This window comes from Pedobacter ginsengiterrae, from assembly GCF_039537385.1.
GTDB classification, from domain to species: Bacteria; Bacteroidota; Bacteroidia; order Sphingobacteriales; family Sphingobacteriaceae; genus Pedobacter; species Pedobacter ginsengiterrae.
Genome location: NZ_BAABAK010000016.1, coordinates 1 through 23,802 on the forward strand (window position 1 = coordinate 1; position 23,802 = coordinate 23,802).

The following is a 23,802-nucleotide window of genomic DNA, read 5'->3' on the forward strand; positions in this document are numbered from 1 at the left end:
AATAACAATTGTAAAGAATACTTAGTATTAACAGCTCCCAACTGTAAAGACTTTTCCGGACGAGACACTAACATTTATCCTTCGACTCCGCTCAGGATGACATAACTATAAACCACTACAACTTCAAGGTTTGAAAAAATGAGGGATTTTGCACCCTGCTATCTGGCATAGGATATGTTGGAAGGAGAAAACGTTAAAAGCTTTTTTGTAGGTACCTTTCAATCTGGCAAAACCTAAGGCAACGCGTCCTTTCCGATTTTTCATCGGAATTTGTGTTGCCGCAATTAAAGCTTTTACGAATTTATCCGACAACAGATTCAAGCCTTGATTTTTGTTAAACTTTTTATCAAGAAAAAGTTTAGAGCCCCTCGGCGGCGATGAGCCGAGGCAAGCCAGGAGCAGTGGTGAAATCTATATTTTCTATATGGCCAACATTTTTATCCTTCGACTCCGCTCAGGATGACATCTTTTGGAGTTTAGGCAGGTGAGGACACCAGCCGATAGAACTAATGCATCTATATTGCAGGACGAGATTACAAATCTCGACCAACATATTTTTGCTTTAGCACGACCCTTTTTATGGTTATAGATGTAATGCATCTATATAGCAGGACGAGATTACAAATCTCGACCAACAGAGTATTCAGGCGTGATATATTAAAAAATATAATCGACTAATAACTAATTTTTCTTTCGTGTCTGTGTACATAGGTAAAACCTGTAAAACCTAATAAAAAAACTAAGAATAGAGCAAAACTATCTAATGGTACATTCCTGCAAGTTCCAATACCACTTTCATTATAAGCAGTTCCTGAATTAACTGTGAAAGTTGTGGCTACACCTGAAGTATAATCTGCGGCGGTTGTACCTGTCCCCGTTTTAACATAACAAGTATTTGCAGCACCCGTGTTTAAGGTTAAACAGGTAAGTCGAGTCTTATCTACGCCAACACCAGCACTCGTAGTCCAGGTTGTGTACCTTACACCTCCAGTGCCAGTATAGGTTGGTTTACTCATGTATGATGCAGCTGTGATTTGATAAACTCTATATTCTAAATTTATTGTAATTGCACAGCCCGCAGGCGTACTTGTTAGTGGTTGTGCAAAAGCTTGCTTAGTAAGAAAAAGCAGAATAATGATAAATATCTCTTTCATATAGATCTTATTTAGTTTCCAATTATGTAAGAGCGGTTGTTACAAGTCGCATCCGCAACTCATCTACACATAAAAATACTTACCATAAACCATTGTAAAAAGAATTATTCTTTTAGGTTGTTGTAATAATGAGTTAGTTATAATTATTTCATACTCTGCAGGTTTCAGAATCATTTGAGGTGGTAAGGCTAGGTATCAGAGGCAAACAGTTTGAACTTTTAGCATTAAGAGAGCTGCCGGCATCTACACCACTACGCGAAAAGTAAGGTTAAGCCTTGGCTTCATCAGCCTGGTCGATTTGGCGATGCGGTGGTCCCAGTTTGATTGTAGATCACCCTTCATGAGCAGCAAAGAGCCATGTTCAAGCCTGACCGAGTATTTTTCGCTATGGTTGGCCTTGTTTCGTATGTCGAACGAGCGCACCTGCCCAAAGGTGACAGAAGCAATCGTGGGATGGGAGCCTAGTGCCCTTTCATTATCGCTGTGCCAGGCCACTGAGTCATTACCATCTCGGTAGTAGTTTAATAGCACACTGTTAAAAATAACACCTGCGATGGGTTCGACAACCGATTTAATCATTAACAGTTCTGGGGTCCAGGGGTTGGGAGCCGATCTGCGTAGTGAAGTGTAATCGTAGGTATCGCTATCTGCAAACCAGGCCGATAGGCGTGGGGTAATCACTTGCTTGTCGTACATGCTCACTACTTTTTGTGTCCATGGGGTTGCGGTGATAAACCTATCCATGAGCTGATAACCGAGTTCAGGAGCAAAAACGCCTGGCATATACTCGAGCACTTCGGTAGGCAAACCCTTGGTTTGGCCGCATTCAGGGAAAAAAGCTAATTGTTCCATATTATTTATTTAAAATTCCTGGCCGCAGGAAATACCGTTCCATCAGCGGGCTCTCTTTTAAGTGTTTTTTTGTTCTCAACTGGAAAAGGCGATCGCTCATCCGCCCTGGAAAGTGTTAATAGAGGGAGTTCTTCCTGCCCTGAATCCGTTAATCCTTTCAGCATGCGAGTTAGATCAAAGCACCGTTTAACAATCACATGTACCACTTCGCCTTCACGCTGTAGTTTGCCTTCCACCATCAGCAGTCTGGCACCTAAAATCTCTTTTCTGTACTTTTCAAAAAGTTGCTGAAAAACCACCAGGTTAGCTACGCCTGTTTCATCTTCAATCGTTATGAAACAAACACCGCCAGCGGTTCCAGGCCTTTGGCGTACTAAAACCAAACCCGCTACCTTCACCAGTCTGCCGTCCCAGGATTCCGAAGCTTCTCTGGTAGGCAAGATTTTAAGCAAGCTTAATTTTTCTCTTACAAAACTTACCGGGTGTGCCTTTAGCGACAAGGCTGTTGTTGCATAATCCTGCACCACATGTTCCGAATCGCTCATTAAGGGTAAAGACAGTTGCGGCTCCTTTTCACTTTCAGAGGCCTGTTTTTCAAATATGCCAACTGGGCGGTCGGCCAGTGCCGAAACCTCCCAAAGTGCCTGCCGTCTGTCCATGCCAAGTGAACGAAAAGCATCTGCATCAGCTAATCTTTCCAATGTAACCTGCGATACCCCCGCATCCATAATCTCATGTATCGTTCGATAAGGAGCCGTTCTCCCTACCACAAGCAATTCCATTTCCTCAGCAGCAATCCCCTTAATTTGACGAAAACCCAGGCGCATGGCGTGGTACTTTCCGCATTTTTCCTCTAATAGATTATCCCAAAGAGAATAATTTACATCAATCTCCCGAACCTCTACGCCATGATTCCTGGCATCGATCACAATCTGTGCAGGTTGGTAAAAACCCATAGGCATACTGTTGAGCAGCGCTGTTGCGAACACATCAGGATAATAACATTTAAACCAGCAGGAAACATATACCAGTAAGGCAAAGCTAGCCGCATGGCTCTCTGGAAAGCCATAACTCCCGAAACCCTCCAGTTGCCTGAATATTCTTTTAGCGAAATCTTCGCTGTAGCCACGTTCTAACATGCCATCGATCAGTTTCCTTTCAAACTGGTTCACCAGTCCCTTAAACTTAAAAGTGGCCATGCTGCGCCGCAAAGCATCAGCCTCGGCAGGCGTGAAGCCTGCAGCAACAATAGCGATTTTCATGGCCTGCTCCTGAAAAAGCGGTACGCCCAGCGTACGCCCTAATATTTCTTCCAGTTCTGGCGAAGGATATTCTATAGCTTCTTCACCATTTCGCCTGCGGAGATAGGGATGTACCATATCGCCCTGAATCGGACCTGGCCGAACAATTGCCACTTCAATCACCAGATCGTAAAAACAGTTTGGACGTAAGCGGGGCAACATGGATTGTTGCGCCCTGCTCTCAATCTGAAAAACCCCTATGGTATCGGCATGACTAATCATTTCATATACTTTTGGATCATCCTTTTCATTGATCTTAGCCAGGGTTAAATCTAAATCGTAGTGTTGTTTAGCCAGGTCAAAGCCCTTTCGGATGCAGGTAAGCATACCCAGCGCCAGCACATCGATTTTCAGAAAACCAAGGGCATCAATATCATCTTTGTTCCACTCAATATTGGTACGATCTGCCATACGTGCATTCAGGATGGGGCAGAGGTCGGTCAGTTTTCCACGGGTAATTACAAATCCACCCGTATGCTGCCCCAATTGCCGAGGAAAGCCCATCATTTGCCCGGTCAGTTGCAGTACCTTTTTAAGTAGCGGATCTTTTGGATTAAGGCCAGCCTCTAGGATACGGGCTTCCTCAAACCATTCATCGGTAAATTCCCAGATTGCACCCGATAACTTACTCACTGTATCTACCGAAAGTCCCATGGCTTTACCTACATCACGGATGGCACCCTTTTGATGTTGCTGGGTTACCGTAGCCACAATAGCAGCACGGTCGCGGCCATATTTCTGATAGATGTACTGAATCACTTCCTCTCTTCGCTCATGCTCAAAATCCACATCAATATCGGGTGGTTCATTTCTGGCCGAGGATATAAAACGCTCAAAAAGTAGGTCGAATTTTGTGGGATTTACCGAGGTAATGCCCAGGCAGTAACATACCGTAGAATTGGCGGCTGAACCACGGCCCTGGCATAAAATCCCTTTCGAACGGGCGAATTTTACAATGTCATAAACCGTAAGAAAATAGGAGGCGTAATTCATTTGCTCCATAAAGGCCAGCTCATAATTGATATTGGCAGAAATCTTTTCGGGTATTTGCTCGCCGAACATTTCCCTTGCACCCTTCCACGAGAGGTAAGTGAGTTCCTCCTGTGGTGTTCTGCCATCTGTAGTAATTTCTTCGGGATACACATATTCTAAACTATCCAAAGAAAACTGGCAGGATTCTGCCAGACGTACACTGTTGGCAATGGCATCTGGATACTGCCTGAAGAGCCTGGACATCTCTTCCTGGTCTTTCAGGTGCCTTTCCGCATTTTGATAAAGCAGGAAACCCGCATTCTGGATCGTGCATTTTTCGCGGGTACAGGTAAGAATATCTTGCAGTTCCCGTCGCTGTGGATGGTGGTAATGCACATCGTTGGTGGCTATAAGTGGAATACCAAGCTGCTCCGACAGCTGATTGAGCCTGAACAATCTTTTATGGTCATCTCCGCTATAACTCCTTGTTGCTGCCAGAAAAAGATCATTTCCCATTTTTTCCTTGAAATCAACCAACTGCGATTTAAAGCTGGCTTCATAATCAAAGAGTGAATTCAAGGCCTCTGGTGGGATTACGATAAACTTCATTCCCGCACAATAAGCAAATACATCTGCCAGGTAGAGGTGACAACTCCCTTTTTCAGCCCGCATATTACCAAGACTGAGTAGCGCAGAAAGCCGCCCATAAGCCGCCTGATCTGTTGGATAAGCCAATAGCGACGGGCCATCTAACAAGTCGAGCCTGCAAGCAGGAATCAGACTGATGTCATGATTTCTCGCGGCCACGTGCGCACGCACAATGCCAGAGAGCGTATTGCGGTCGGTAATGGCAAGTTTGCGGTAGCCCATAGCCGCTGCCTGCTCGATCAGTTCTTCGGGATGCGAGGCACCGCGGAGAAAACTGAAATTGCTGGTGACCTGAAGTTCGACGTATTCCATACCTTTTATGCGAAAAATCCATGTATAAACCAGCCAGAGGTTTTCTCCGAGCTGTAGTGCCCTGAACGGAACAGCCAATAGCGTTTGCCTTCGGCATCCTCTAATTGATAGTAATCACGATGCTCACCTTCTTCCAGCCACCACTCCCGCTCAATGCGCTCGGGGCCGTCTGCCTTTTTTACCTGATGGGTAATGCCCTGATAGCGAAAGAGCATAGGCGGATAATCGGGGATGGGTGCCGAAACCTGCACAGGCTCGGGTACCTTAAGCAACTGCACAGGCCTTAAGCGGTCAGTACGCCAGGGCAACGAAAGCGTTTCAAGTAGCGAATCTACTTTTTTAATCGACCGCTCTGGCCAGTGATGGGCCTGGGGCAGGTAACGCTGAATAGCCTGCGTACCAACTTTTCCCGCCAGCCTGTCTAAAAGTTCAGCCACTTTCTGATCTTCCATGCCTTTTTCTGCGCTCCATAAAGCGGCCTGATGGGGGTCGACAGGTTCTACCTTAACGGCATCCATCGTAAAAAGTTCAATTCCCATCTTTGGTTCAATCTGATCGATTTTCAGTGAAAACAGCTTCATCAGATGGCTGATATGTGCACTTGCACTATTGGTGCCGATCTCAGTTTTAATCACTTTTCCATCAATCCGATAGCTTTGCAGCAGGGCAGACCGAAGTCCCATACCATCCCTTTCGAGGTGGTTACAAATACGGGTCAATAGTTTTTCGATGGCAATCTCAATTCCCTTCCGTGTTCTGATCGGCTCCATGCTTTCCAGTCGTTCGCTATACAGTTCTGGCACCACCAGCGGTGAAAACTCCTCTTCCTTTTGTCCTAAAATCTGTTCGATCCTTTCCATGCTTTCCTCCCCGATACGCCTGCGCAATACCGATCGGGGCATGCTGATAAAGCTGCCCACAGTTTTTAATCCAAGTTTGATTAGCTTTTGGCTGGCTACAGGCGAAAGCCGTAGTGCCATGGGAGGCAACTGGAGCAGGGCGTTTAATTCTTCACCACTTTTAATGATCGGGCTAAGTTTCCCATAACGAGAAATGGCCCAGGCGGTACCCATGGTATCGGCTATTGCTGCCCTGACCTGATAGCCCAGGCCACGCAAACGGTTTACAATCTCCCGCAGGTATTCCCTTTCTCCACCCCATAAATGGGCGCAGCCACTAATATCCATGATCAGACCCTGATCTGCCTCTACCGCCACTAGTGGCGTATATCGTATGCACCATTCGCCAAGTGCCTTAAGCAGTCTCTCGATACGATGACCCTGGTTTTCGATGACCTCCAGATCAGGAACAATTGCCCTGGCATCAGCCAAGGGCATGCCCGTATGGATACCGAGTAGTGCAGCCTCCTTACTCGTGGCGGTAATCACCATGCGGTTGCCCGCCTTATCTGAAAAGACAAGTGGCAGAGCCTTAAGCGCTGGCCGCTTGATGAGAATCCAGTCAGTAAGCAGGGTAGAAAACCATATAGACATATACCTTTTCTGCATTAAATAGCCTTTCTGATTTCGATGTTTTCGATAAGAGTTTCGTGAAGGACCTTAAAAATCCCCCCCGCATATTCAATCGTCCAGCTGCCTGGCAATCCGTTTTTAACTTTGAGCAGCTCGATGTTCCATCTTGGAAAACCCAGCCCAGGCATGCCGTCAATCGCTTCGCTCGGTAATGCCGATATTTTCCACCTTGCCGCTGCCAATGTAGAACTGAGCTTTTCTTCATTTTTTCGGATGATAAAGGAGGTTACTCGGCTTTTTTCGATTACCAGTTGGAGCCTTCTGCTTTGCGCAAAACTGATTTCGTCGAGTTCAGTAACCACAGCGGCGAGGCTCTCGCATTTTAAGGCCTCTTCGGTTGCCCATAATACATCCCGGTCTGTAGCCAGGTCGATAAAAATGATTCGCTCGGGCGACAAGCCAAAAGTAATAAGTGATGGCGGGAAGATTTTTCTTTGGGTACTGATCCATAGGCAAAGGCCGCCCTTTTGCATCAGTGTAGCGAGTAATGCCGAGATAAAGCCGCCACTGGCTGCTGCATCTTCCAGGTTGGTGCTCAAAAATTCGTGGATGGCAGCTAGCGGAAATACCTTACCTGGGAAAGAGGCCGCTATTTCAGTAAGACCAAAATCCAGAGCAGGGCCATTCCTTTCAGGCTTAAAGCCTTGCAAACTCAGGATTTGTTCCTGAAGTTTATGGATGATGTCCCTTTTAATTGCCGCCATTTCCTTTTGCTCCCATGGCATAAACAATATATTCATGCCACACTACAAAACTAATACTAAAAATATTAGTATTTATAATTTTTAACAAAAATATCCTGTAATGGGTTTAATATAGCAACAGGCAAGTTTAGTGCTTTTAAAAATGTTAATAAATACTAATTTATTTAGTATTAATAATTATATTTGAAGTTGAAAATGATATAAAACTCTTTTTATGGTTGAGCTGGAATATTTTTTTGATGGCAAAAATGGGGTAGTAGAAGTTTATCAGCTGATCCGCTTTGCGACTGATGAACCCTGGAGCATTGTATTGGATGGGGAACTACTAGGTAGCATTGAAAAGCTGCATGACATCTGGAGGCAAGAGAGCGGAAATGACCTTAGCACAGAACTTTTTAATGGTATTACCCAGCATATTGACGATCAGTATTTCAATAGCCTGCCACAGGAAATCTGCTCCAGATGGCCAAACCTGGTGGAGAAAGTTGTACTAAAATCTGACACCGCATACATGGTCATCTGCAAAGAAGGCATTAGCTTTAAAAGCTTCGAGCGCATATTCTCCCGCTTCGTGCCAGGCCTGCTTAAAGATGAGTGGGCAATAAAATTCCAGGTATTTAATCATGATTTTTCGGATGATTTCTCCCTGAATGCCACACCGCTCGTATATAAGAAAGAAACATTTGGTTGGGAAAAGGTTAGCAGGTAATTTAAGCTTGCTTCTTTCAACTTGTCATCCTGAGCTTAGTCGAAGGACACCAGCCGATAGACGGTGCGATTTCGACATTCTATCTATATTTTCTATATGCCTATATGACTAATGTTTCTATCCTTCGACTACGCTCACGATGACATCTTTTGGAGTTTCGGCAGGTGAGGACACCAGCCGATAGACTGATCTTTGAACGATGTGGCGATAGAATCTATATTTCATATTTACCTATATGGCTAATATTTTTATCCTTCGACTTCACTCAGGATGACAATACGATAGGTTCAGAGTGACAGGAGTTGGATGGTCTTGGGATGACAGTGAGGTCAGGCTCAGGATGACATCACTTTGCTCCGTAATCTTAATGATGATGGTTTTACAAGGATTAAACCATTTAACGTAACAAAAAAAGCTCTGGAAGATTCCAGAGCTTAGATTATTAATTAAAGATTTGCTTATTGAAAAGCTTTTTTCAATTGGCTGGCCGCATAACCCTGCGCATCTTTAGCCTGCGGAACGATGATTGCCATTCCAAAAAACTCGTGAGTTACCCCATCGTAATTCTTGCTATCTACCTTTACTCCAGCAGCAGAAAATTTTTCTTCGAGCATTTTTCCATCGCTATTTAAAGGGTCAATCTCTGCGGTGATGATTGTTGTTGGTGGAAGTCCTTTCAAATTTGCATTGATGAGCGAAATCCTTGGATCTTTCGCCTCAGTCATCGTATTCAGATAATGCTTGGTGAACCAGGCCATCATTGGTTTATTCAATGGTTTTGCCGCGGCATATTTCACATAAGATTCTGTATTCATATCTGACTGGGCGATCGGATAAACCAAAACTTGGTGCAGGGGCAAGGTTATTTTTTTATCTCTTGCCATAATCGATACGTTGGCTGCTAAATTTCCGCCTGCACTTTCCCCAACCACTGCGATTTTTTTAGCATCGCCTTTTATACTCATTGCATTTTTTACTACCCACTCATAAGCTGCGAAAGCATCGTTGTGGGCCGTTGGAAATTTATTTTCTGGCGCAAGTCTGTAGGCCACTGAAACTACAACGGCACCTACCTGTTCAGCTAAACCCTGGGCAGATGCATTGTACACATCCAGGTTGGCGATTACAAATCCGCCACCGTGATAGTAAACAATAACTGGAAAAGGGCCATTACCTACTTTAGGCTTGTAAATACGAACATGTATATTTCCGCCATTTAAGGCTAAATCTTTTCCAACCGTATCTACCTGCGGCGCTGGTATTGGAATATTTTTTTCTGCAACGAGATCCATAACGGCATCCGTTGGCGTATGATTTTTTCTGGCTTCAACCGGACTCAAACTTTCAATAGGTTTATCCCCGTAACTGCCTAACTTTTCGATAACGGCCTGCATTTCGGGTTTAATGCTCTTACCCCAGTCGGGAGCTGCGCCTGATGGCTTAATTTCGGTTTTGCTGCTTGTGTCAGCCGCTGTGCTATCGCCAGCAGTTCCGCTGCCTGTTCCTGAAGAGCAGGCACTTACCGTGATTGCGCAAATCCCGGCTAAAAGCGTTGATTTTAAAAAATTGTGTTTCATGATTTTTAGTTTAAAACAAAACATCTATTTTTTCTGCTGGTTTTTTATTTCTTACAACTTTTTAAGCTGAAACCAGGGATAGGGCTCTGATTCGACCTTTAAAATCAAATTTGCTAACATAGAACAAATTCGATAAGTTGGTTTGGTCCGGCTTTTTTTCATTAGTCATGTTGTTGGTCAAGGATTTCTGCATTTGCTTTTTTTCTATCTGATGTAATTACCTGTCGATGCTGAAACAGATATTGATGTTAAACAAAACCATTTGGGCAGGGAGGTGTTTAATATTTGGGCGTGTAATTGAAGCCCGTAAATGAAATACTTATGAATACAGGAAATATTGAATACATCAGATTAGAAGAATTGTCGAATGTAGACTATAAAATAGTCGATGGAGAGGCCGATGTAACAGGTTGGCCTGTGAAAGATGAGGCTGGCCGTAACTTGGGTAAGGTAAGAGATTTATTGTTTGATCCAGAGCAAAATGCAATCCGTTATCTAATTGTCGAGCTGGAAGATGTGGTTTCGGGAACAGAGGATAAAGCCGTATTAATACCAATAGGTTTTGCGGAGGTAGCCAATGATGAGAAAGCAGTTGTACTACCAGTTATGCATGATAGTCAGTTTGTGGAGTTGCCACAATACATTATCGGCGAGGTAACCAGAGAAACGGAGCTTAAAATCAGACAGGCTATTGGAAGCCCAGCTGCTTTACGAATTGAAGAAGAGATTGTAGAAATCGATAATGCTGATTTTTATCATCACCACCATTTTGACAGAAGAAATGTTGTGAAAGCGAAAAGCAGTTTTTCAGATGAGAACGCCATTTCAGCAGGAACACCTGAAGATCGTAGGGAAGAGGCGAACACGATACATGAACTTATTGATCATTCTCATATAAATTCAGAAAATAAGCAGCAAGTAGAATCTCCGAAAGTTGCGAACCTTGATGAATTCGAAATTAGGAATGAGCATGGCGTGTTTACGGTTGAACCTCAGGATAACGGCACCTATAGAATTATAGAGAATGGAGAAAAGGTTGGTGTTATATACGCAGAGTCTGTTGATGAAGTAGTACAATGGAGAACAATGGATCATCTGGATGAAAAATTTGTAAATGAGATTGGACAAGCCATTACCACACATAACCAATAACCGTCTCGCTGGTAATCAGTATAAAAAAAATATGGTTTTTATATATACCATAAAATAATACCATAACTGAATAATTGCACCAAGAAGTGCCCTAGAAATACCTAGGGCACTTTCTTTTTTTAGACTTGAATCTTTTTCATTAAGACAAGAAAATCAGCAAGGGCTGAATTTGTCTTAACAAGAATAATTTGTCAGGGTAGGTAACTTTGCAGTTCTATAATTTATCCTGATTATGCAACGTTAAGAATACCTGAAACACTGCGCCTTTACCTTCTGAGCTATCGATTTTGATCTTACCACCAGAAGTTGTAACAATTGTGTGAACCAGATAAAGCCCAACGCCCGAACCTTCCACATTGGTTTTGATGCGTTGAAACTTAGAAAAAATATGTTGAATTGCTTCTTCGCTTATGCCTATTCCATTATCCGATACGCTGATTACGATATACCCATCAATTTTTTCTGTAGTAATTTTAATTATCGGTTTCACGCCATTCGAAGTATATTTAATGGCATTGTTGAGTAAGTTATACAGTATGCTTCTCAGTTTGCGGCGTACAAAAGTAATTTCCGAAATCTTAAAATCGGTCGTAATTTCGGCAGCAGATTCTATTATCTGCGGTGCAATGGTAAGCCGCACATCTTCCAGTACGCTACCTATATCCAGTAATTCTTCTCTTGCATGATATCGCTGCTTCTGCCATCTGGAATCGAGCATGCTATCTACAACCCCTTTCATATTTTCTATACTTTTTTCAAGATTTTCGGTTAAACGTGATAATTATTCAAGACTTCGGGCGGGTAAATTTTTCATCATTTGCACCGAAAGGCTTAGTGCCAATAAAGGGTTTTTAATATCGTGGGCAATTGTATCAAGCAGAAGTTCATGTTCAGCCAGCATTTTCTCCTGCTCATTTAAATCGCGAATTCTTGAATTAATATCTACGAAAGTAATGATCACACCATTAGTGATGTTTTCCTTTCGTATAAGGTATGGAAGTACATTCATTTGAAACCACCGCATATCGGTGGTTTGAATTTCTTTTTCTAAAATCTTACCGGTAGCAATAACTGTTTTAATATTATCAATAATCGTTGGGAACCGGAAGTTCTCTTTAATTTCCTCCAATGGCTTTCCAATAAAATCCGCTTTCAGGTTAAATTGTTTCATTGCAGGAGGGGTAAATTTTCTTAAGATGAGTTTTGCATCTACAAAAATTTGTGGTATAATGGTGTTGCTGAAATAATTTTCCAGTTCCTCATTCAGTTGATTGAGGTTATTGATTTGTTCACTAGTTGTGGACAGCATGTCGGGAAGTATAAATAGTGGATGGGACAACAAGTTAGGTAATTAATTCGATGTTTCTTATCGTTGTGGCAGAGCTGTTCGTATCAATTGCTATTAATCTAGCGTACAGCACCATGATAGGGTTATTTATAATTTAGTTGTTTAATTAAATAAGTTTCTAAGGGCCATTTAAACATGGAAATTACTTCTTTCTTTGAGGAAATACAGAAAAAGGCAGCACCAATGGCACTGCCTTTTCTTCTAATTTAGGAGTGATATCTTTAATATTCGGATGCACCACATCCCACTTCTAAATCTGATTTTCGTTATGTTTTTTAAAACAATTATTCGGCTGCAGCTTCGGAATTTATTGCAGCAACTGCAATTTCCGTTAGGGCAACATCAGTCGCTTTTTCGTTTTCTAATGTTTGATCTAAAAGATCTGCAACATCGGTACGATCCATATTTTCGGCAAATACCTTTAATGTTCCATAGGTAGCAATTTCGTAATGCTCTACTTTTTGCGCAGCCAAAATTAGTCCTGCATCTCTAATCATTGTTCCCGCGTCGGTATCTTCGATTATGCCATTTGCTTCCTCTAATAAGCCAGCCATAGCATCACATTTTTTTGCGGCTGGTTTCTCATCCAGCAAGGCGAAAACTTCTTCTAAAGTATCGATATGGGTTTGCGTTTCTTGTGTATGTTTTTCGAATGCAGCAGCAAGTTCAGGACTTGTAGCTGCCTTTTTCATTTTTGGAAGTGCTTTAACCAGGTGTTTTTCGGCCCAGTAAATATCTTTCAACTCATCTATAAAGAATTCGTGAAATTCAGCATGTTCGATTTTACCAGTCGTATTATTTGATTTTTTAGTTGTTGCTTTACTTCCAGCATTGGTAGTTGTTGCTTTGCTACCAGTTTTGCTCGGTGTTTTTTTTGAAGTTTCCATAGGTTTAATTTTTATATAGATAAGAACCCGCTCTGCCACAGATAGTTTGGTCGCGAATAAAAAACGGGTATCGAACTTATAGTTAATCCGTATTTATAACTTATTGTGCCAGCTACCTGTTTTAATTAACTGGCTTATATTTTTTTGATAAATGGAAGTATCGAGCAGATATAGATTTTATCTTAATGCATAAAAGCCATCGAATTTATTTATTAAAATCTATTTAAAACTTTATGGAGTAGGTATTGTTTTACCCATGCTAACCATTTTGACAATCCAACAATGCATTGTCTGGAATACGCATTAAACCTAATGAAAGAAATCGTTTTAGTAGAAGATCACAAAGTAGTGAGGAATGGGATTAAAATGCTCCTCGAATCAACAAACGAATATAAAGTTATATTTGAAGCCAGTAACGGACAGGAAGTTCTGGATGCAATTCGTAATGGAACAAAACCAGATATCATAGTTTCAGACATTAATATGCCAGTTCTGGATGGTATTGCAATGACAGCTGCCTTGAAACAGGAGGATTTTCGAATACCTGTTTTAATCATGTCGATGATGGAAGATAATGCTCATTTTTATCAGGCAATCCAGGCAGGAGCAAAAGGTTTTTTGAGTAAATCGGTAGATTCTGAAGAACTTTTCTTTGCCTTATCAAGAATTGTAAAGGGAGAGCGTTATGTCTGTTCATTATTTGCGATCAGAATTATAGATGAAGTAATAGATGCTAAGCTTTCATCAGCCTGTAATATACAACCTGGAGAATTTTCGTCGAGGGAGATCGAGATTCTGCAACTTATTGCAGAAGGACTTACTAACGCTGAAATGGCGGACAAACTTTTTATCTCCAGGCGTACAGTGGAAGGACACAGGCAAAGCCTTATTGACAAAACCGGGGCAAAAAATACCGCTGTACTTATCCGTTTTGCTTATAGTAAAGGTATTCTAAATTAATTATTTGTTCACTTCATAGTGAAACGTATATGATGCTATCAATTAATCAACAGATTTTTTGCCAGATGGGAAGCGTATCGCCTGATGGCTACTTTATTTATAATCTACGCGAATTTATTTTTGAATATCATAATGCTGTATTTTTCAGGATTTTTGGCCTCGAGCCTGCAGCGTTAAACGGATCGATGGACTGGCTGATGGCAAAATTCCACACCGATGATGTTGAGCATGTAATGACCTGTTATGAGGAGCTAATCACGGATGGCGGAGCAAAAAAATATTTGTTTAAGCTTTATATCAATGAAGAGGAAAAATACCTCAGGTGTTCGTTAGTGGTTTCGGAAGATGGGGATTACCTATATGGGATTATTGAAGATTTTACCATCGACCAGCAGAATAAAATTCACATTGAGCAAATTAATGCACATAAAAATATTACGCTTGAAGTACTGGCTCATGATTTAAAAGAGCCGATGGGCATGATCCGTATGACCGCAAGTTCGCTGGAAAATAATATCGGAACTTTAGACGAAAACGATTTAAGAAGATCGTTACAGTTTATAAATGAAATGTGCGATCGCAATCTGAAATTGGTACGGAGTATGGTTAACCATGAGTTTCTGAAATCTTCGGTTGTTGCGATTAAAAAGGAGCGGGCCGATTTAGTTTGGGAACTACAAGATGTTGTGCGGTTTTATAACCGTTCGCACCTTCAGCAGGTGAGAAATTTTGTTTTTTCGAGTGCCCAGGAGAAGATTTTTTTGTTTTTGGATAGCATGAAGTTTTTGCAGGTGATTAATAACTTAATTTCCAACTCCATTAAATTTACCGCAGAAGGCGGAACTATAGAAGTTTATGCGGAAGAGCGGACAGATGAAGTTATTGTTTCCGTTAGTGATAATGGTATTGGTATTCCAGCAGCATTGCGTAATCAACTTTTTCAATACAATAAGGAAGTTTTAAGAAAAGGACTTAACGGAGCAGAATCGGGTGGATTAGGAATGGGGATTATTAAGAGTATTGTTGAGCTACACGGTGGTAGGATTTGGTTTGTTAGTGAAGAAAATGTGGGTACAACGTTTTTTATTTCACTACCTAAAAATTGATATTTGGGTATTTTGCTTCATAAAAAAAGGTATATTCCACTTGCAAATACACTCTGGTTTTTAAGAAGCATTATCTTTTTGCACTAAAAAAATATCTTATTGCACTAAAAAAAGGAGAGCAACTTTAAACCTGCTCTCCTTTTTTGCTTTAGTTCTGGTATTGTTTAAGGTGTTTTTTTAGAAGTATTCTGGCTTCGTGAATATAAGTTTTAACCGTGCCTAAAGGAATCTGCAGCTCGTCGGCAATTTCATGGTACTTATAACCTTCAAAGTAGCGGATAAACGGAACAGAATATTTGTCGGGTAATGTGCATAGTGCCTTGCTGATATCCTGCATGGCAAAACTGCCTACCGAGTCATTGGTGGTTGCACTGAAATGAAGGTTAGCGGAAGTAATCTCGGCCTCCTGTACAGTGCGTTCCCGGCTTTTTTGTTCTTTTCTGTAATTGTTTATGAAAGTATTTTTCATAATCACAAACAGCCATCCTTTGATGTTGGTACCATCTTCAAACTTAGAAAAAAAACGGGTGGCTTTAAGGAGTGTTTCCTGCAGCAAATCGTTAGCATCTTCGGGATCTCGGGTGAAATTGAGCGCATGTAATCTCAATGACGACGTGTGAATGGTGATACAATCGCTGAATTCTTTCTGTGTCATAAGTTTTTGTTTTAGCGTATAACCAGTTAAAACAAAACCCATACCGCCAAAATTGAGTTCTTACCTCCTTTGCGTTGTGAATGCGTATATAACATGGTTACCGTATTTATACTTATATCAATTATCCAGGCGATTTTTTTAACCATTCATGTTGTTTAAGCTAATCAAATAAATAAACGGATTCACAACAATTACATGCTTATTGTTGTTGCATGAATTATGAAGCACGAAGTGAAAAGTTATTATTCAGGTACCAGTGGCTTAATTTTGCCAGTGCCAAATAAATCGCATTATCCAGAGGCTTATATAAATAAATCTAGATTGTGTTATTATGGTTCACTTATGAACAGCATTGAAATTAATAGCTCATTTTACAAGATTCCATTGGCTTCTACAATCAAAAAATGGAGTGATGAGGTGCCAAATGATTTCCGATTTACTTTTAAACTTTTTAAGGGGATTACGCATGTACCGAAATTAGGATTCCAGATTGGCGATATCGCTAAGTTTATGAATGTTATTAACCAGGTGGGTGAGAAAAAAGGTTGTCTTCTGGTTCAGTTTCCACCAAGTATAAGAAATGCAAATTTAGGTCAGCTTTCCGATTTAATGTTTAGTTTACAAGAGCATAATCCTGATAATGCCTGGAATGTTGCCCTTGAATTCAGGCATCAATCTCTATATACTGAAGAAGTTTATGAGCTATTGGAAGCACACAATCTTGGGATGGTTATTCATGATAAGGGTTCAGTAGCAAGTCCGTTTGATGCTGTTGATCACAATTTTATTTACCTCCGCTTTCATGGGCCAGGCGGTAATTATCGGGGTAGTTATACTGATGACGTCCTTTATGAATACGCTGGTTACATAGCCGAATGGTTACTGGATCGTAAAAAGGTTTTTGTATATTTTAATAATACCATGGGTGATGCTTATGGTAATCTCAATACGTTAAAGAAATTTGTTTTGGAATTAAGCTGATTTTTGGGAACGGAATGGTGTACCGACAATATTCTCATTCCAGCATTATAGATCAAAATCTATTAGAATTAGAGTCTCCTAAATATATACGCAGATTTGAGATATTTTGGCGATTGATATAAACTTTGGTTATTCATGGAGTTGAAGACTAAACCTTACCAATTAAAGCAATGGGTGAGCAGGCTGCCTCGATTATCTCTGGTGTGAAATATATTGTGACAAAGGCGAGCCGATCAACTTAATGCAGACCTAACCAGGTTCGTTGGTGAATAGGGTTATATTTTGGTTCAGGAACAGCACTTTTTTTAGTAGTGCTCTTGTTGTTTCATTAAAAAAGATATAGCAACAAGGAATACTGAAAACTTATCTAAAAATGTATTGTTGTTTCATCATATCAACGCCCATGATTGCACATTTACCATACCCTAACGAATTAAAGCACAAGCTATTGCCGCTTACCGATGCTTCGGAGCAGGTTCTCATTGAGGCGCTTCGGAAAGCAGAGCTTCCTGCATTTAATTTTTTATATCATAAATATGCAGCAAACCTTTTTGGTGTGGTGTTTAAAATTGTTAATCAACAGGAAACTGCCGAGGATTTGCTTCAGGAAGTGTTTCTAAAAATCAGAAGAAATTTTCATAGTTATGATGAGCATAAGGCACGCTTATTCACCTGGATGCTTAATATTGCCAGAAACACGGCTATAGATCATTTGCGCCTTCGCGTTTCACGGCAGGAGCGTACTCATGTTGCCTTCGAACAGGCTGGCGTTAGTTTAGATGAGTACACCCATTCTTTTAACATTGATACCATTGGCATCAAGAATATTTTGAATCAACTTAGTCCAAAGCACAGTCAGATGTTAGATTTATTCTATTACAAGGGCTATACCCATCCAGAAATTTCAGAATTACTGGGACTTCCACTCGGAAGTGTCAAAACTTCTATTCGGCAGGCTATATTGGCTCTGCGGGTTATTTTCGAGGTCAGATTAGCGGGTTAAGCCATTTATAAAGCTAGGTGCTTTTCGTAATGGTAACCGAGAACAATGCATAATAACAGTTGTTATTTCGAAAAAGTAAGGTTTTAGTTTAACGACCAAAGTTTGGTATTTAAAACGAGTTAAGTTTTTTGTTGTTTAATTATTAAATTGGATTTTGTGCGGCTACAAACAAATTTAAAGTTGGGCGGCCAAGCAACGATCAGCTGTTGGCAGAAGTGCCCGTTTCTAATCAACATGCTCTAATTAATGTAGAGAAGTATCCTTTTCACGTTTTATTATAATGTTTTAGAAGCAAATAATAACGTGGTAAATTATTGGTTTCTTATAAAAGAATAATTTGGATAATATCAAAAGCAAAAAAGGATTGAACTATCTCTGGTTAAATCCTTTTTTGTAATTATTGCTGTTGCATTTTAGCAGGATCATCATAGTTTACCATCCAGTTGACTCCGAATTTATCGGTAAACATACCAAAGTATGCACCCCAGAAAGTATCACTCATTGGCATAGTTGCCTGGCCACCTGCTGAAAGCCCGTTGAATAATTTATCTGCCTCTTCTTTACTATCGGCATTTATCGAAACTGAAAAATTATTGCCTTTAACAAAAGAAGATTCGTACTGTTCGCCATTGTCACTTCCCATCAAAACCGAAGCACCAGTTGGTAGCGAAACATGCATAACTTTATTTTTGTCAGCCTCTGCTACTGGAAATTCTTCGCTAGGTGGCATTTCGCCGAAACGACCGATGTAAGTGAAGTCGCCACCGAAAACGGATTTATAGAAATTGAATGCCTCTTCGCAATTTCCGTTAAAATTTAAATAGGTGTTTGTTGTTGCCATATATTATAAAATTTATTTGGTTTAGTTACAAGAATTAACGGTGTTGGTCTATCAACACTGGGTTTCCATCAGGATCCGTTAAAGTTATATAAGCAGGACCACTATCGCCCTTGGGTGTTTCATTTAATTCCAATCCATTAGCTGAAAGTTGTTTAGCAATTTCGCGAACATCAGTGAAAGTCTCCACAGGTTGAGCCTGTTGGTTCCAGCCAGGATTGAAGGTGAGCATGTTTTTTTCGAACATCCCCTGAAACAACCCTATAACTTTATCTTCGTTTCTGAGCACCAACCAGTTCTGGTCTATATTTCCGCCAGTTTCGGTAAAACCCAATTTTTCGTAAAATGCTTTTGACGCGTGAATATCTTTCACAGCGAGACTGATGCAGAATGCACCCAGATTTACAGTTTTCATAAGTTAATTTTTAATATTGCTACTCTAAATTAGATTAAATTATAGCCAGCTGCAATATTTATTTTGCACAAAAAATAAACGAAGATAACATAAAATCAAACTCGCTTATAATTGCGATTTTAGATTTTTCTCATGATAATTTCCCGTATAAGGTGGGAAGGTGTTAAGAATCGCTTAGCGGAATAGAAAATGTAAAAGTGGAGCCTTTTTGTGGTTTGCTTTGAATGGTGAGTTTGCCACCATGACGTTCGATAATTGAGTGGGCAAGGTATAATCCTATTCCAAATCCAGAGAAATGTTTTTCATCTTTACCTTCTACACGATAAAAGCGCTCAAATATTTTCTTGTGGTCTTTTTCAGCTATTCCGATGCCTTGATCGGTAATGCTAACCATACCGTTTTGATCAGATTTGCTTATTTCGATATTTATCGGACTTTTTGCCAGCGAATACTTAATCGCATTGGAGATTAGATTGATTAATACTTGCGCAATTTTGTCGTGGTCCAGTTGTGTAACCAACTCTTCACTTTGTGTTATAGTAATGTCTCGTTCAGGTGCTGTCATTCTAAAATCTTCAACAACTTCAGTTACTAAAGTGTTTAAGACAACTGTTTTTCTGTTCAAATCAAGGCGGCCTGTTTCTATACGCGATAAATCCAGCATATCTGATACTAAACCAGTAAGCTGCTTAACAAGTCTATCTACGCGATCCAAGCCACTTTCAATCTTTTCTTTTTGCAGATTATTTTTCTTGATTTCACGCTGCATTAACTGAATGTAGCCTTTAATTGACGTGACGGGAGTTTTTAGTTCATGAGATAAAAGGCTTACGAAATCAGCTTTTCTTTGATCTTCTTCTTTTAATTTTTGAATATCTGTGGTTGAACCAACCCACATTTTAATCTGACCATTTTCATCAAGTATTGGAGATGCAATATTCAGGTGCCAAATATATTTTCCCTCTGTATTTTTGAAACGCATTTCCGAAACATGAGGTTGGCCAGAAGCTGCGGCCTGCTCCAAACCTGCCTGGAAGTCTGAAATTTCATCTGGATGCATCATTTGGTGATATCCGAAATCTCTTAAATCTTCAAAATTCATCCCAGCAAAATCCAGCCATTTTTGATTAAAGAAAGTGACTTCACCCGATGGTAATGCATTTGAAATTTTGGCAGGTACCAAATCGGAGAGGTGGCGAAAATGCTTTTCGCTGTCTTCAATTTTTTTTCTGGACAAAACCTGTTCGGTTACTTCAAATACGAAATTAAAAACGCCATCAATTTCATTATTAACGTTTCTTCTGGGTACGTAGTTGAAGGTAAAATATCGATCAACTGTGGGGCCACCCTCATAATCGGCAATTGGCACATAAAGCTCATGCACTTCGAAAGGTGTTCCGTTATGATAAGTATCTAACATCGAATCGATAAGTGGTGCTCCTTTCAATTCTGGTACAGCCTCTAAAATCGGGCGTCCGAGTAAATTTCGTCTGGCCAGAATTTTTTGATAAGCAGGATTTACCATTTCATATACGAGATTTGGGCCCGTCCACAGACAAATTCCAGCTGGAGCTTTCATGAAAAATTCATTTAGCCTATCACGCTCTTTTTCCAAGGCTCTGTTTGCCTGATCAACTTTTTTTCTTTCGTGTACCTGAGTGGTATTTTCCAATACCCAAACAGCAATTTTAGAGATGTTTCCATTTGAATCTTTTATGGGAGCATAAACGAACGTTACAAATATTTCATCAGCCTTTCCATGACGTAATAAAGTCATTTGTACTTCATCGGCATGATAAGCAATTCCTGTTTCTGCAACATTTTTCAAAGCGTTTTGGTAAAAATCCTTTACTTCAGCAAAAGGTTCCCAATACCACTTATTTAAAATCGACTCTTTAGGTTTGCCTGCAATCTCCAGAAATTTATCATTAAGCATTTCGACTACAAGGGAATTCGCGTTAAGTATGCAAATGCCGATTGGAGCACTTTCTACAAAAAACAACAGTTGCGCATTATCCTTTAAATCCATTCAGTAGGCAGTTGAGTATTCCTCAAATCTATGGAATAAATATCAGTTTAAAAACGCATTAAATTAGCAAAGGCAACAACATTTTACAAGTGAGCTGATACGCTTTTAAATTTTATAAGAAGGAAATTAGAAGAGATGAAAACAATAAGAATTGCATCATCGTTAAAATTTAGAAGCGATTTACTAAGCGTGAGTATAATTTGCTTTAAGTAAGGTAGTTTGGTGATTAAACTTCTTTTCTGAATTGCTTTGGGGTAAGCGAAGTTTGTTTTTTAAAAAAGTTGTTGAAGTGAGACGATTCTTTGAAATTTAAGTTAGACGCAATTTTTTTTTATTGGTAAATCTGTTTGTTGTAGCAAAGTTTTTGCAGTATGAATTATTTTTGCATTTAAATGCTCTTTGGCAGATTTGCCAGTTTCTGTTTTTAACCTCGAACTTAAATAATTTTGATGTACGGCTAATTTAGAAGCATAGTAGGCAATATTGTATTCGATCGTTTCCGAGTTTTCGTTTTGATTTTCTTCTTGTAACAAAGTGAGGAAACGATTACTTAATGTATCAACTTTTTTTAGGGAATTAACCTCATCTAAAATATTAGTGGCAACAATATATTTTTGATGGAGCCTTTTTATTTTCATAAATAAAATCAAAATTGCTGAGGCCATAATTTCTATAGAGCCTTCTCTTTCATCTGAATTATATTCATCATAAATGCAATCAAAAATAGTCATTAGTTCTTCTAATTCTTTTGCCTCTACAACCATTGGTGCAGATTTATCAGCCTGGAAATAGTCGAATACAGATATGAACTTTTTTAATTTTAAGTGATTTTCGACAAATTTAACCGAAATCGCTAAAGCATATTCTAAAATATCATCGTCTTTCATCACGCAGGAAGCAATCTGATTCGGTGGTGATACGTATATAGCAGGACTCATTAAGGTTTGTTTCCACTTACCAATCCTCATCACACCTTCTCCCTTTATCAATAATTTAATTCCATAAAAATTATGTTTGAAAGGTGGCATTTCTAGAGAAGGATGTGTCTACAATCTATCCAGTTTGTCAACATATATTCCTTCAAATTTTGATGGCTGGAGGTTCAGGGCACTGAAAAATTCGTTGAACGTTTTGAAATAGGGCACATCATTTTCCATGACTAATAGCTTTTATTAAAATTACAAATATCTTAATAAATCTCTTAGAAAAAAAAGTGCTGCACATCATCAAGAAATTGGAATGAGCTATTGCTTTAAAAGTTCTTTTCAATATTTTCTAATCTGATTGCTAACTTTTGGATTTGATTTTGCTGCTTTTTTGTTAAACTCTCCAATTCTATAACATGGAGATATAGTTCTTCAATTTTTTCCAGTTGCTGAATACTTAGTTTTGTTAAATCGATAGCATATCCGCCTTCCGATTTTTGTAAATCTTTAATAGATATAATGCCTGGAAGATGATGGTTTTTTTGTATAAATGATTTGACTTCTTCAAGTTTTTTAAAATCATATTTTGGATTTATGGACGAGTTTCCAGTAAAGTATTTCTCAAAAACATAATCTGGATAGGTGTTTGAAGTGGTTACGATGCTTCCGTTTACTTTTAGTTTTTGGGATCCAGTAAAGGTTTGTTGACTGTTGTATCCTACGCTTAAACTTTGAACAACATTAAATCTTCCGTCGCCACTAATTTCTGCTCTTCCTTGAGCAGTTGCGCCCCCTCCATTAGATGTATTAAATGTAATGGGTGCAGGAAGATTTGTAGATTGTGTTCTGATCACTAGTACATTAGCACCATTACCAGCCTGAATAGTTGCCTGAGTTCCTGAAACAATTGACATCGATAGTGTACCATTATTAGGAGCTGTTCCAGCCTCTAATTGGTGCGTTACAGAAGTGCTTTTAGAGGTTTGGTAAATATAATTTCCATCAAAGTTGGTATCACCTGTTGCACTTCCAAAGCGAAGCCCATTACCTTCCATTGTGATCGTGCGATTTCCCGTTAAAGTTCCATCACTATTGTAAATATTCTTTACAGCAACAGGGGTGCTATTAATTCCGTTAACAGTGGTGGTTAAAAAGTTCGTATTCGAAACGGAATTACTAACTGAATTTACGGCACTTGTGGTAGAGGTAATTCCGTTAACCGTAGAAGTTATGGTATTAATGGGGTTACTAATAACATTTGTTATAGTTTGATTATCTGCTGAACTTTTAAACGCAAGCCATTTCTCTGCTGTGGCATCATAATAATAGTATCCAGATTTAACCACTTCTATTGTTTTCGGAGTACTTGGAGAAGCGGGTGATGTTGCAAATACAAGCGTTCCGTTTTGATTATTTCCGTATATGTTATCTTTATTTTTTAATTCATTACCAGTTAAACGTGGTGCAATAATTCCATCAACAACTGATAAGTCTGCAGGTTTCGATATAATATCTAAAGTTGCTCGCGGGGTAATTGTTCCAATACCAGTTTGTGCGTATGCAAAATAGGTGATAAATAGAAAAACAGTAGTAAATATATTTCTCATAGAATTTTAATATTCTACAAATCTCCCCTTATTTTAATTTATCATTATTATAAGTTTTAAATGAAAAAATGCAAATTTTAAATATTTAGATACTTTATAAATTGTTGAGAACCTTAATTTGAAAAAAATCCCAC

At 39.6% G+C, this 23,802-nt stretch carries 22 protein-coding genes; 6 read left to right on the forward strand and 16 right to left on the reverse strand.

Going from position 1 to position 23,802, the window contains the following annotated elements; all coding sequences use genetic code 11:
• Positions 1 to 674: 674 nt before the first annotated feature.
• The 5 genes from ABD692_RS15790 to ABD692_RS15810 all read right to left on the reverse strand — a co-directional run bounded on the left by ABD692_RS15790 (position 675) and on the right by ABD692_RS15810 (position 7,475).
• Positions 675 to 1,154, reverse strand: coding sequence for a hypothetical protein (locus ABD692_RS15790; RefSeq protein WP_344768498.1), 480 nt, complete (start codon positions 1,152 to 1,154; stop codon positions 675 to 677).
• A gap of 243 nt (positions 1,155 to 1,397) precedes the next feature.
• On the reverse strand, positions 1,398 to 2,006 hold the full coding sequence (locus ABD692_RS15795) for an alpha-ketoglutarate-dependent dioxygenase AlkB family protein (RefSeq protein WP_344768500.1): 609 nt from the start codon (positions 2,004 to 2,006) through the stop codon (positions 1,398 to 1,400).
• 5 nt (positions 2,007 to 2,011) lie between these two features.
• Positions 2,012 to 5,239: an error-prone DNA polymerase gene (locus ABD692_RS15800; RefSeq protein ID WP_344768502.1), complete on the reverse strand. Its 3,228-nt coding sequence runs from the start codon at positions 5,237 to 5,239 to the stop codon at positions 2,012 to 2,014.
• Positions 5,240 to 5,244: 5 nt separating this feature from the next.
• A complete protein-coding gene (locus ABD692_RS15805; RefSeq protein ID WP_344768504.1) occupies positions 5,245 to 6,747 on the reverse strand; it encodes a Y-family DNA polymerase in 1,503 nt (500 codons plus the stop codon).
• Positions 6,747 to 7,475: an ImuA family protein gene (locus ABD692_RS15810; protein WP_344768506.1), complete on the reverse strand. Its 729-nt coding sequence runs from the start codon at positions 7,473 to 7,475 to the stop codon at positions 6,747 to 6,749. The genes ABD692_RS15805 and ABD692_RS15810 overlap by 1 nt, the downstream gene beginning before the upstream one ends.
• Positions 7,476 to 7,689: 214 nt before the next feature.
• On the opposite strand from ABD692_RS15810, the gene ABD692_RS15815 reads away from it, so the two are divergent.
• Complete coding sequence (locus tag ABD692_RS15815) at positions 7,690 to 8,184, forward strand: hypothetical protein (protein ID WP_344768508.1); 495 nt, start codon at positions 7,690 to 7,692, stop codon at positions 8,182 to 8,184.
• 458 nt (positions 8,185 to 8,642) lie between these two features.
• On the opposite strand, the gene ABD692_RS15820 is transcribed toward ABD692_RS15815, so the two are convergent.
• On the reverse strand, positions 8,643 to 9,761 hold the full coding sequence (locus ABD692_RS15820) for an alpha/beta hydrolase (protein WP_316757220.1): 1,119 nt from the start codon (positions 9,759 to 9,761) through the stop codon (positions 8,643 to 8,645).
• Positions 9,762 to 10,082: 321 nt separating this feature from the next.
• Here ABD692_RS15820 and ABD692_RS15825 point away from each other — a divergent pair, with 321 nt between their 5' ends.
• On the forward strand, positions 10,083 to 10,913 hold the full coding sequence (locus tag ABD692_RS15825; RefSeq protein WP_344768512.1) for a PRC-barrel domain-containing protein: 831 nt from the start codon (positions 10,083 to 10,085) through the stop codon (positions 10,911 to 10,913).
• Positions 10,914 to 11,127: 214 nt separating this feature from the next.
• Here ABD692_RS15825 and ABD692_RS15830 read toward each other — a convergent pair whose 3' ends face one another.
• The 3 genes from ABD692_RS15830 to ABD692_RS15840 form a co-directional block, all read right to left on the reverse strand.
• On the reverse strand, positions 11,128 to 11,652 hold the full coding sequence (locus ABD692_RS15830) for a sensor histidine kinase (RefSeq protein WP_344768514.1): 525 nt from the start codon (positions 11,650 to 11,652) through the stop codon (positions 11,128 to 11,130).
• A 42-nt stretch (positions 11,653 to 11,694) separates the two neighbouring features.
• Positions 11,695 to 12,222, reverse strand: a complete 528-nt coding sequence (locus tag ABD692_RS15835) for a PAS domain-containing protein (protein ID WP_344768516.1) — start codon at positions 12,220 to 12,222, stop codon at positions 11,695 to 11,697.
• Positions 12,223 to 12,545: 323 nt separating this feature from the next.
• Positions 12,546 to 13,148: a YciE/YciF ferroxidase family protein gene (locus ABD692_RS15840; protein ID WP_316757226.1), complete on the reverse strand. Its 603-nt coding sequence runs from the start codon at positions 13,146 to 13,148 to the stop codon at positions 12,546 to 12,548.
• Positions 13,149 to 13,460: 312 nt separating this feature from the next.
• Between ABD692_RS15840 and ABD692_RS15845 the strand changes: the two genes are divergently transcribed.
• Both ABD692_RS15845 and ABD692_RS15850 read left to right on the forward strand, forming a co-directional pair.
• On the forward strand, positions 13,461 to 14,108 hold the full coding sequence (locus tag ABD692_RS15845) for a response regulator (protein WP_316757229.1): 648 nt from the start codon (positions 13,461 to 13,463) through the stop codon (positions 14,106 to 14,108).
• Between the two features lie 65 nt (positions 14,109 to 14,173).
• On the forward strand, positions 14,174 to 15,214 hold the full coding sequence (locus tag ABD692_RS15850) for a PAS domain-containing sensor histidine kinase (protein WP_316757231.1): 1,041 nt from the start codon (positions 14,174 to 14,176) through the stop codon (positions 15,212 to 15,214).
• Positions 15,215 to 15,362: 148 nt separating this feature from the next.
• Here the strand turns inward: ABD692_RS15850 and ABD692_RS15855 are convergent, their stop codons facing one another.
• Positions 15,363 to 15,869 (reverse strand): RNA polymerase sigma factor, encoded by a 507-nt coding sequence (locus ABD692_RS15855; protein WP_316757233.1) that lies wholly within the window; start codon positions 15,867 to 15,869, stop codon positions 15,363 to 15,365.
• Between the two features lie 219 nt (positions 15,870 to 16,088).
• On the opposite strand from ABD692_RS15855, the gene ABD692_RS15860 reads away from it, so the two are divergent.
• Together ABD692_RS15860 and ABD692_RS15865 are read left to right on the forward strand one after the other, a co-directional pair.
• Complete coding sequence (locus tag ABD692_RS15860; RefSeq protein WP_316757237.1) at positions 16,089 to 16,850, forward strand: DUF72 domain-containing protein; 762 nt, start codon at positions 16,089 to 16,091, stop codon at positions 16,848 to 16,850.
• Positions 16,851 to 17,253: 403 nt separating this feature from the next.
• A complete protein-coding gene (locus tag ABD692_RS15865) occupies positions 17,254 to 17,853 on the forward strand; it encodes an RNA polymerase sigma factor (RefSeq protein ID WP_344768521.1) in 600 nt (199 codons plus the stop codon).
• Positions 17,854 to 18,250: 397 nt separating this feature from the next.
• On the opposite strand, the gene ABD692_RS15870 is transcribed toward ABD692_RS15865, so the two are convergent.
• From ABD692_RS15870 to ABD692_RS15890, 6 genes are all read right to left on the reverse strand, one after another.
• Complete coding sequence (locus tag ABD692_RS15870) at positions 18,251 to 18,694, reverse strand: VOC family protein (RefSeq protein WP_344768523.1); 444 nt, start codon at positions 18,692 to 18,694, stop codon at positions 18,251 to 18,253.
• A 34-nt stretch (positions 18,695 to 18,728) separates the two neighbouring features.
• On the reverse strand, positions 18,729 to 19,106 hold the full coding sequence (locus ABD692_RS15875) for a VOC family protein (RefSeq protein WP_316757241.1): 378 nt from the start codon (positions 19,104 to 19,106) through the stop codon (positions 18,729 to 18,731).
• Between the two features lie 163 nt (positions 19,107 to 19,269).
• The gene (locus tag ABD692_RS15880) at positions 19,270 to 21,135 is read right to left on the reverse strand and encodes a PAS domain-containing sensor histidine kinase (protein ID WP_344768526.1); all 1,866 of its coding nucleotides are present in this window, start codon (positions 21,133 to 21,135) and stop codon (positions 19,270 to 19,272) included.
• A 226-nt stretch (positions 21,136 to 21,361) separates the two neighbouring features.
• The gene (locus ABD692_RS20990; RefSeq protein WP_425567349.1) at positions 21,362 to 21,460 is read right to left on the reverse strand and encodes a hypothetical protein; all 99 of its coding nucleotides are present in this window, start codon (positions 21,458 to 21,460) and stop codon (positions 21,362 to 21,364) included.
• Positions 21,450 to 22,163 carry a helix-turn-helix domain-containing protein gene (locus ABD692_RS15885; RefSeq protein WP_344768528.1) on the reverse strand — a complete coding sequence of 238 codons (714 nt, stop codon included), beginning with the start codon at positions 22,161 to 22,163 and terminating at the stop codon, positions 21,450 to 21,452. Before ABD692_RS15885 ends, ABD692_RS20990 begins: the two co-directional genes overlap by 11 nt.
• Before the next feature lie 224 nt (positions 22,164 to 22,387).
• Complete coding sequence (locus ABD692_RS15890; protein ID WP_344768530.1) at positions 22,388 to 23,668, reverse strand: hypothetical protein; 1,281 nt, start codon at positions 23,666 to 23,668, stop codon at positions 22,388 to 22,390.
• Positions 23,669 to 23,802 lie beyond the last annotated feature (134 nt).

Bases quoted from the DNA above. Each gene is read 5' to 3' on its own strand.
- ABD692_RS15790 (WP_344768498.1), bottom strand. From the start codon at position 1,154: ATGAAAGAGATATTTATCATTATTCTGCTTTTTCTTACTAAGCAAGCT.
- ABD692_RS15795 (WP_344768500.1), bottom strand. From the start codon at position 2,006: ATGGAACAATTAGCTTTTTTCCCTGAATGCGGCCAAACCAAGGGTTTG.
- ABD692_RS15800 (WP_344768502.1), bottom strand. From the start codon at position 5,239: ATGGAATACGTCGAACTTCAGGTCACCAGCAATTTCAGTTTTCTCCGC.
- ABD692_RS15805 (WP_344768504.1), bottom strand. From the start codon at position 6,747: ATGCAGAAAAGGTATATGTCTATATGGTTTTCTACCCTGCTTACTGAC.
- ABD692_RS15810 (WP_344768506.1), bottom strand. From the start codon at position 7,475: ATGGCGGCAATTAAAAGGGACATCATCCATAAACTTCAGGAACAAATC.
- ABD692_RS15815 (WP_344768508.1), top strand. From the start codon at position 7,690: ATGGTTGAGCTGGAATATTTTTTTGATGGCAAAAATGGGGTAGTAGAA.
- ABD692_RS15820 (WP_316757220.1), bottom strand. From the start codon at position 9,761: ATGAAACACAATTTTTTAAAATCAACGCTTTTAGCCGGGATTTGCGCA.
- ABD692_RS15825 (WP_344768512.1), top strand. From the start codon at position 10,083: ATGAATACAGGAAATATTGAATACATCAGATTAGAAGAATTGTCGAAT.
- ABD692_RS15830 (WP_344768514.1), bottom strand. From the start codon at position 11,652: ATGAAAGGGGTTGTAGATAGCATGCTCGATTCCAGATGGCAGAAGCAG.
- ABD692_RS15835 (WP_344768516.1), bottom strand. From the start codon at position 12,222: ATGCTGTCCACAACTAGTGAACAAATCAATAACCTCAATCAACTGAAT.
- ABD692_RS15840 (WP_316757226.1), bottom strand. From the start codon at position 13,148: ATGGAAACTTCAAAAAAAACACCGAGCAAAACTGGTAGCAAAGCAACA.
- ABD692_RS15845 (WP_316757229.1), top strand. From the start codon at position 13,461: ATGAAAGAAATCGTTTTAGTAGAAGATCACAAAGTAGTGAGGAATGGG.
- ABD692_RS15850 (WP_316757231.1), top strand. From the start codon at position 14,174: ATGGGAAGCGTATCGCCTGATGGCTACTTTATTTATAATCTACGCGAA.
- ABD692_RS15855 (WP_316757233.1), bottom strand. From the start codon at position 15,869: ATGACACAGAAAGAATTCAGCGATTGTATCACCATTCACACGTCGTCA.
- ABD692_RS15860 (WP_316757237.1), top strand. From the start codon at position 16,089: ATGAAGCACGAAGTGAAAAGTTATTATTCAGGTACCAGTGGCTTAATT.
- ABD692_RS15865 (WP_344768521.1), top strand. From the start codon at position 17,254: ATGATTGCACATTTACCATACCCTAACGAATTAAAGCACAAGCTATTG.
- ABD692_RS15870 (WP_344768523.1), bottom strand. From the start codon at position 18,694: ATGGCAACAACAAACACCTATTTAAATTTTAACGGAAATTGCGAAGAG.
- ABD692_RS15875 (WP_316757241.1), bottom strand. From the start codon at position 19,106: ATGAAAACTGTAAATCTGGGTGCATTCTGCATCAGTCTCGCTGTGAAA.
- ABD692_RS15880 (WP_344768526.1), bottom strand. From the start codon at position 21,135: ATGGATTTAAAGGATAATGCGCAACTGTTGTTTTTTGTAGAAAGTGCT.
- ABD692_RS15885 (WP_344768528.1), bottom strand. From the start codon at position 22,163: ATGCCACCTTTCAAACATAATTTTTATGGAATTAAATTATTGATAAAG.
- ABD692_RS15890 (WP_344768530.1), bottom strand. From the start codon at position 23,668: ATGAGAAATATATTTACTACTGTTTTTCTATTTATCACCTATTTTGCA.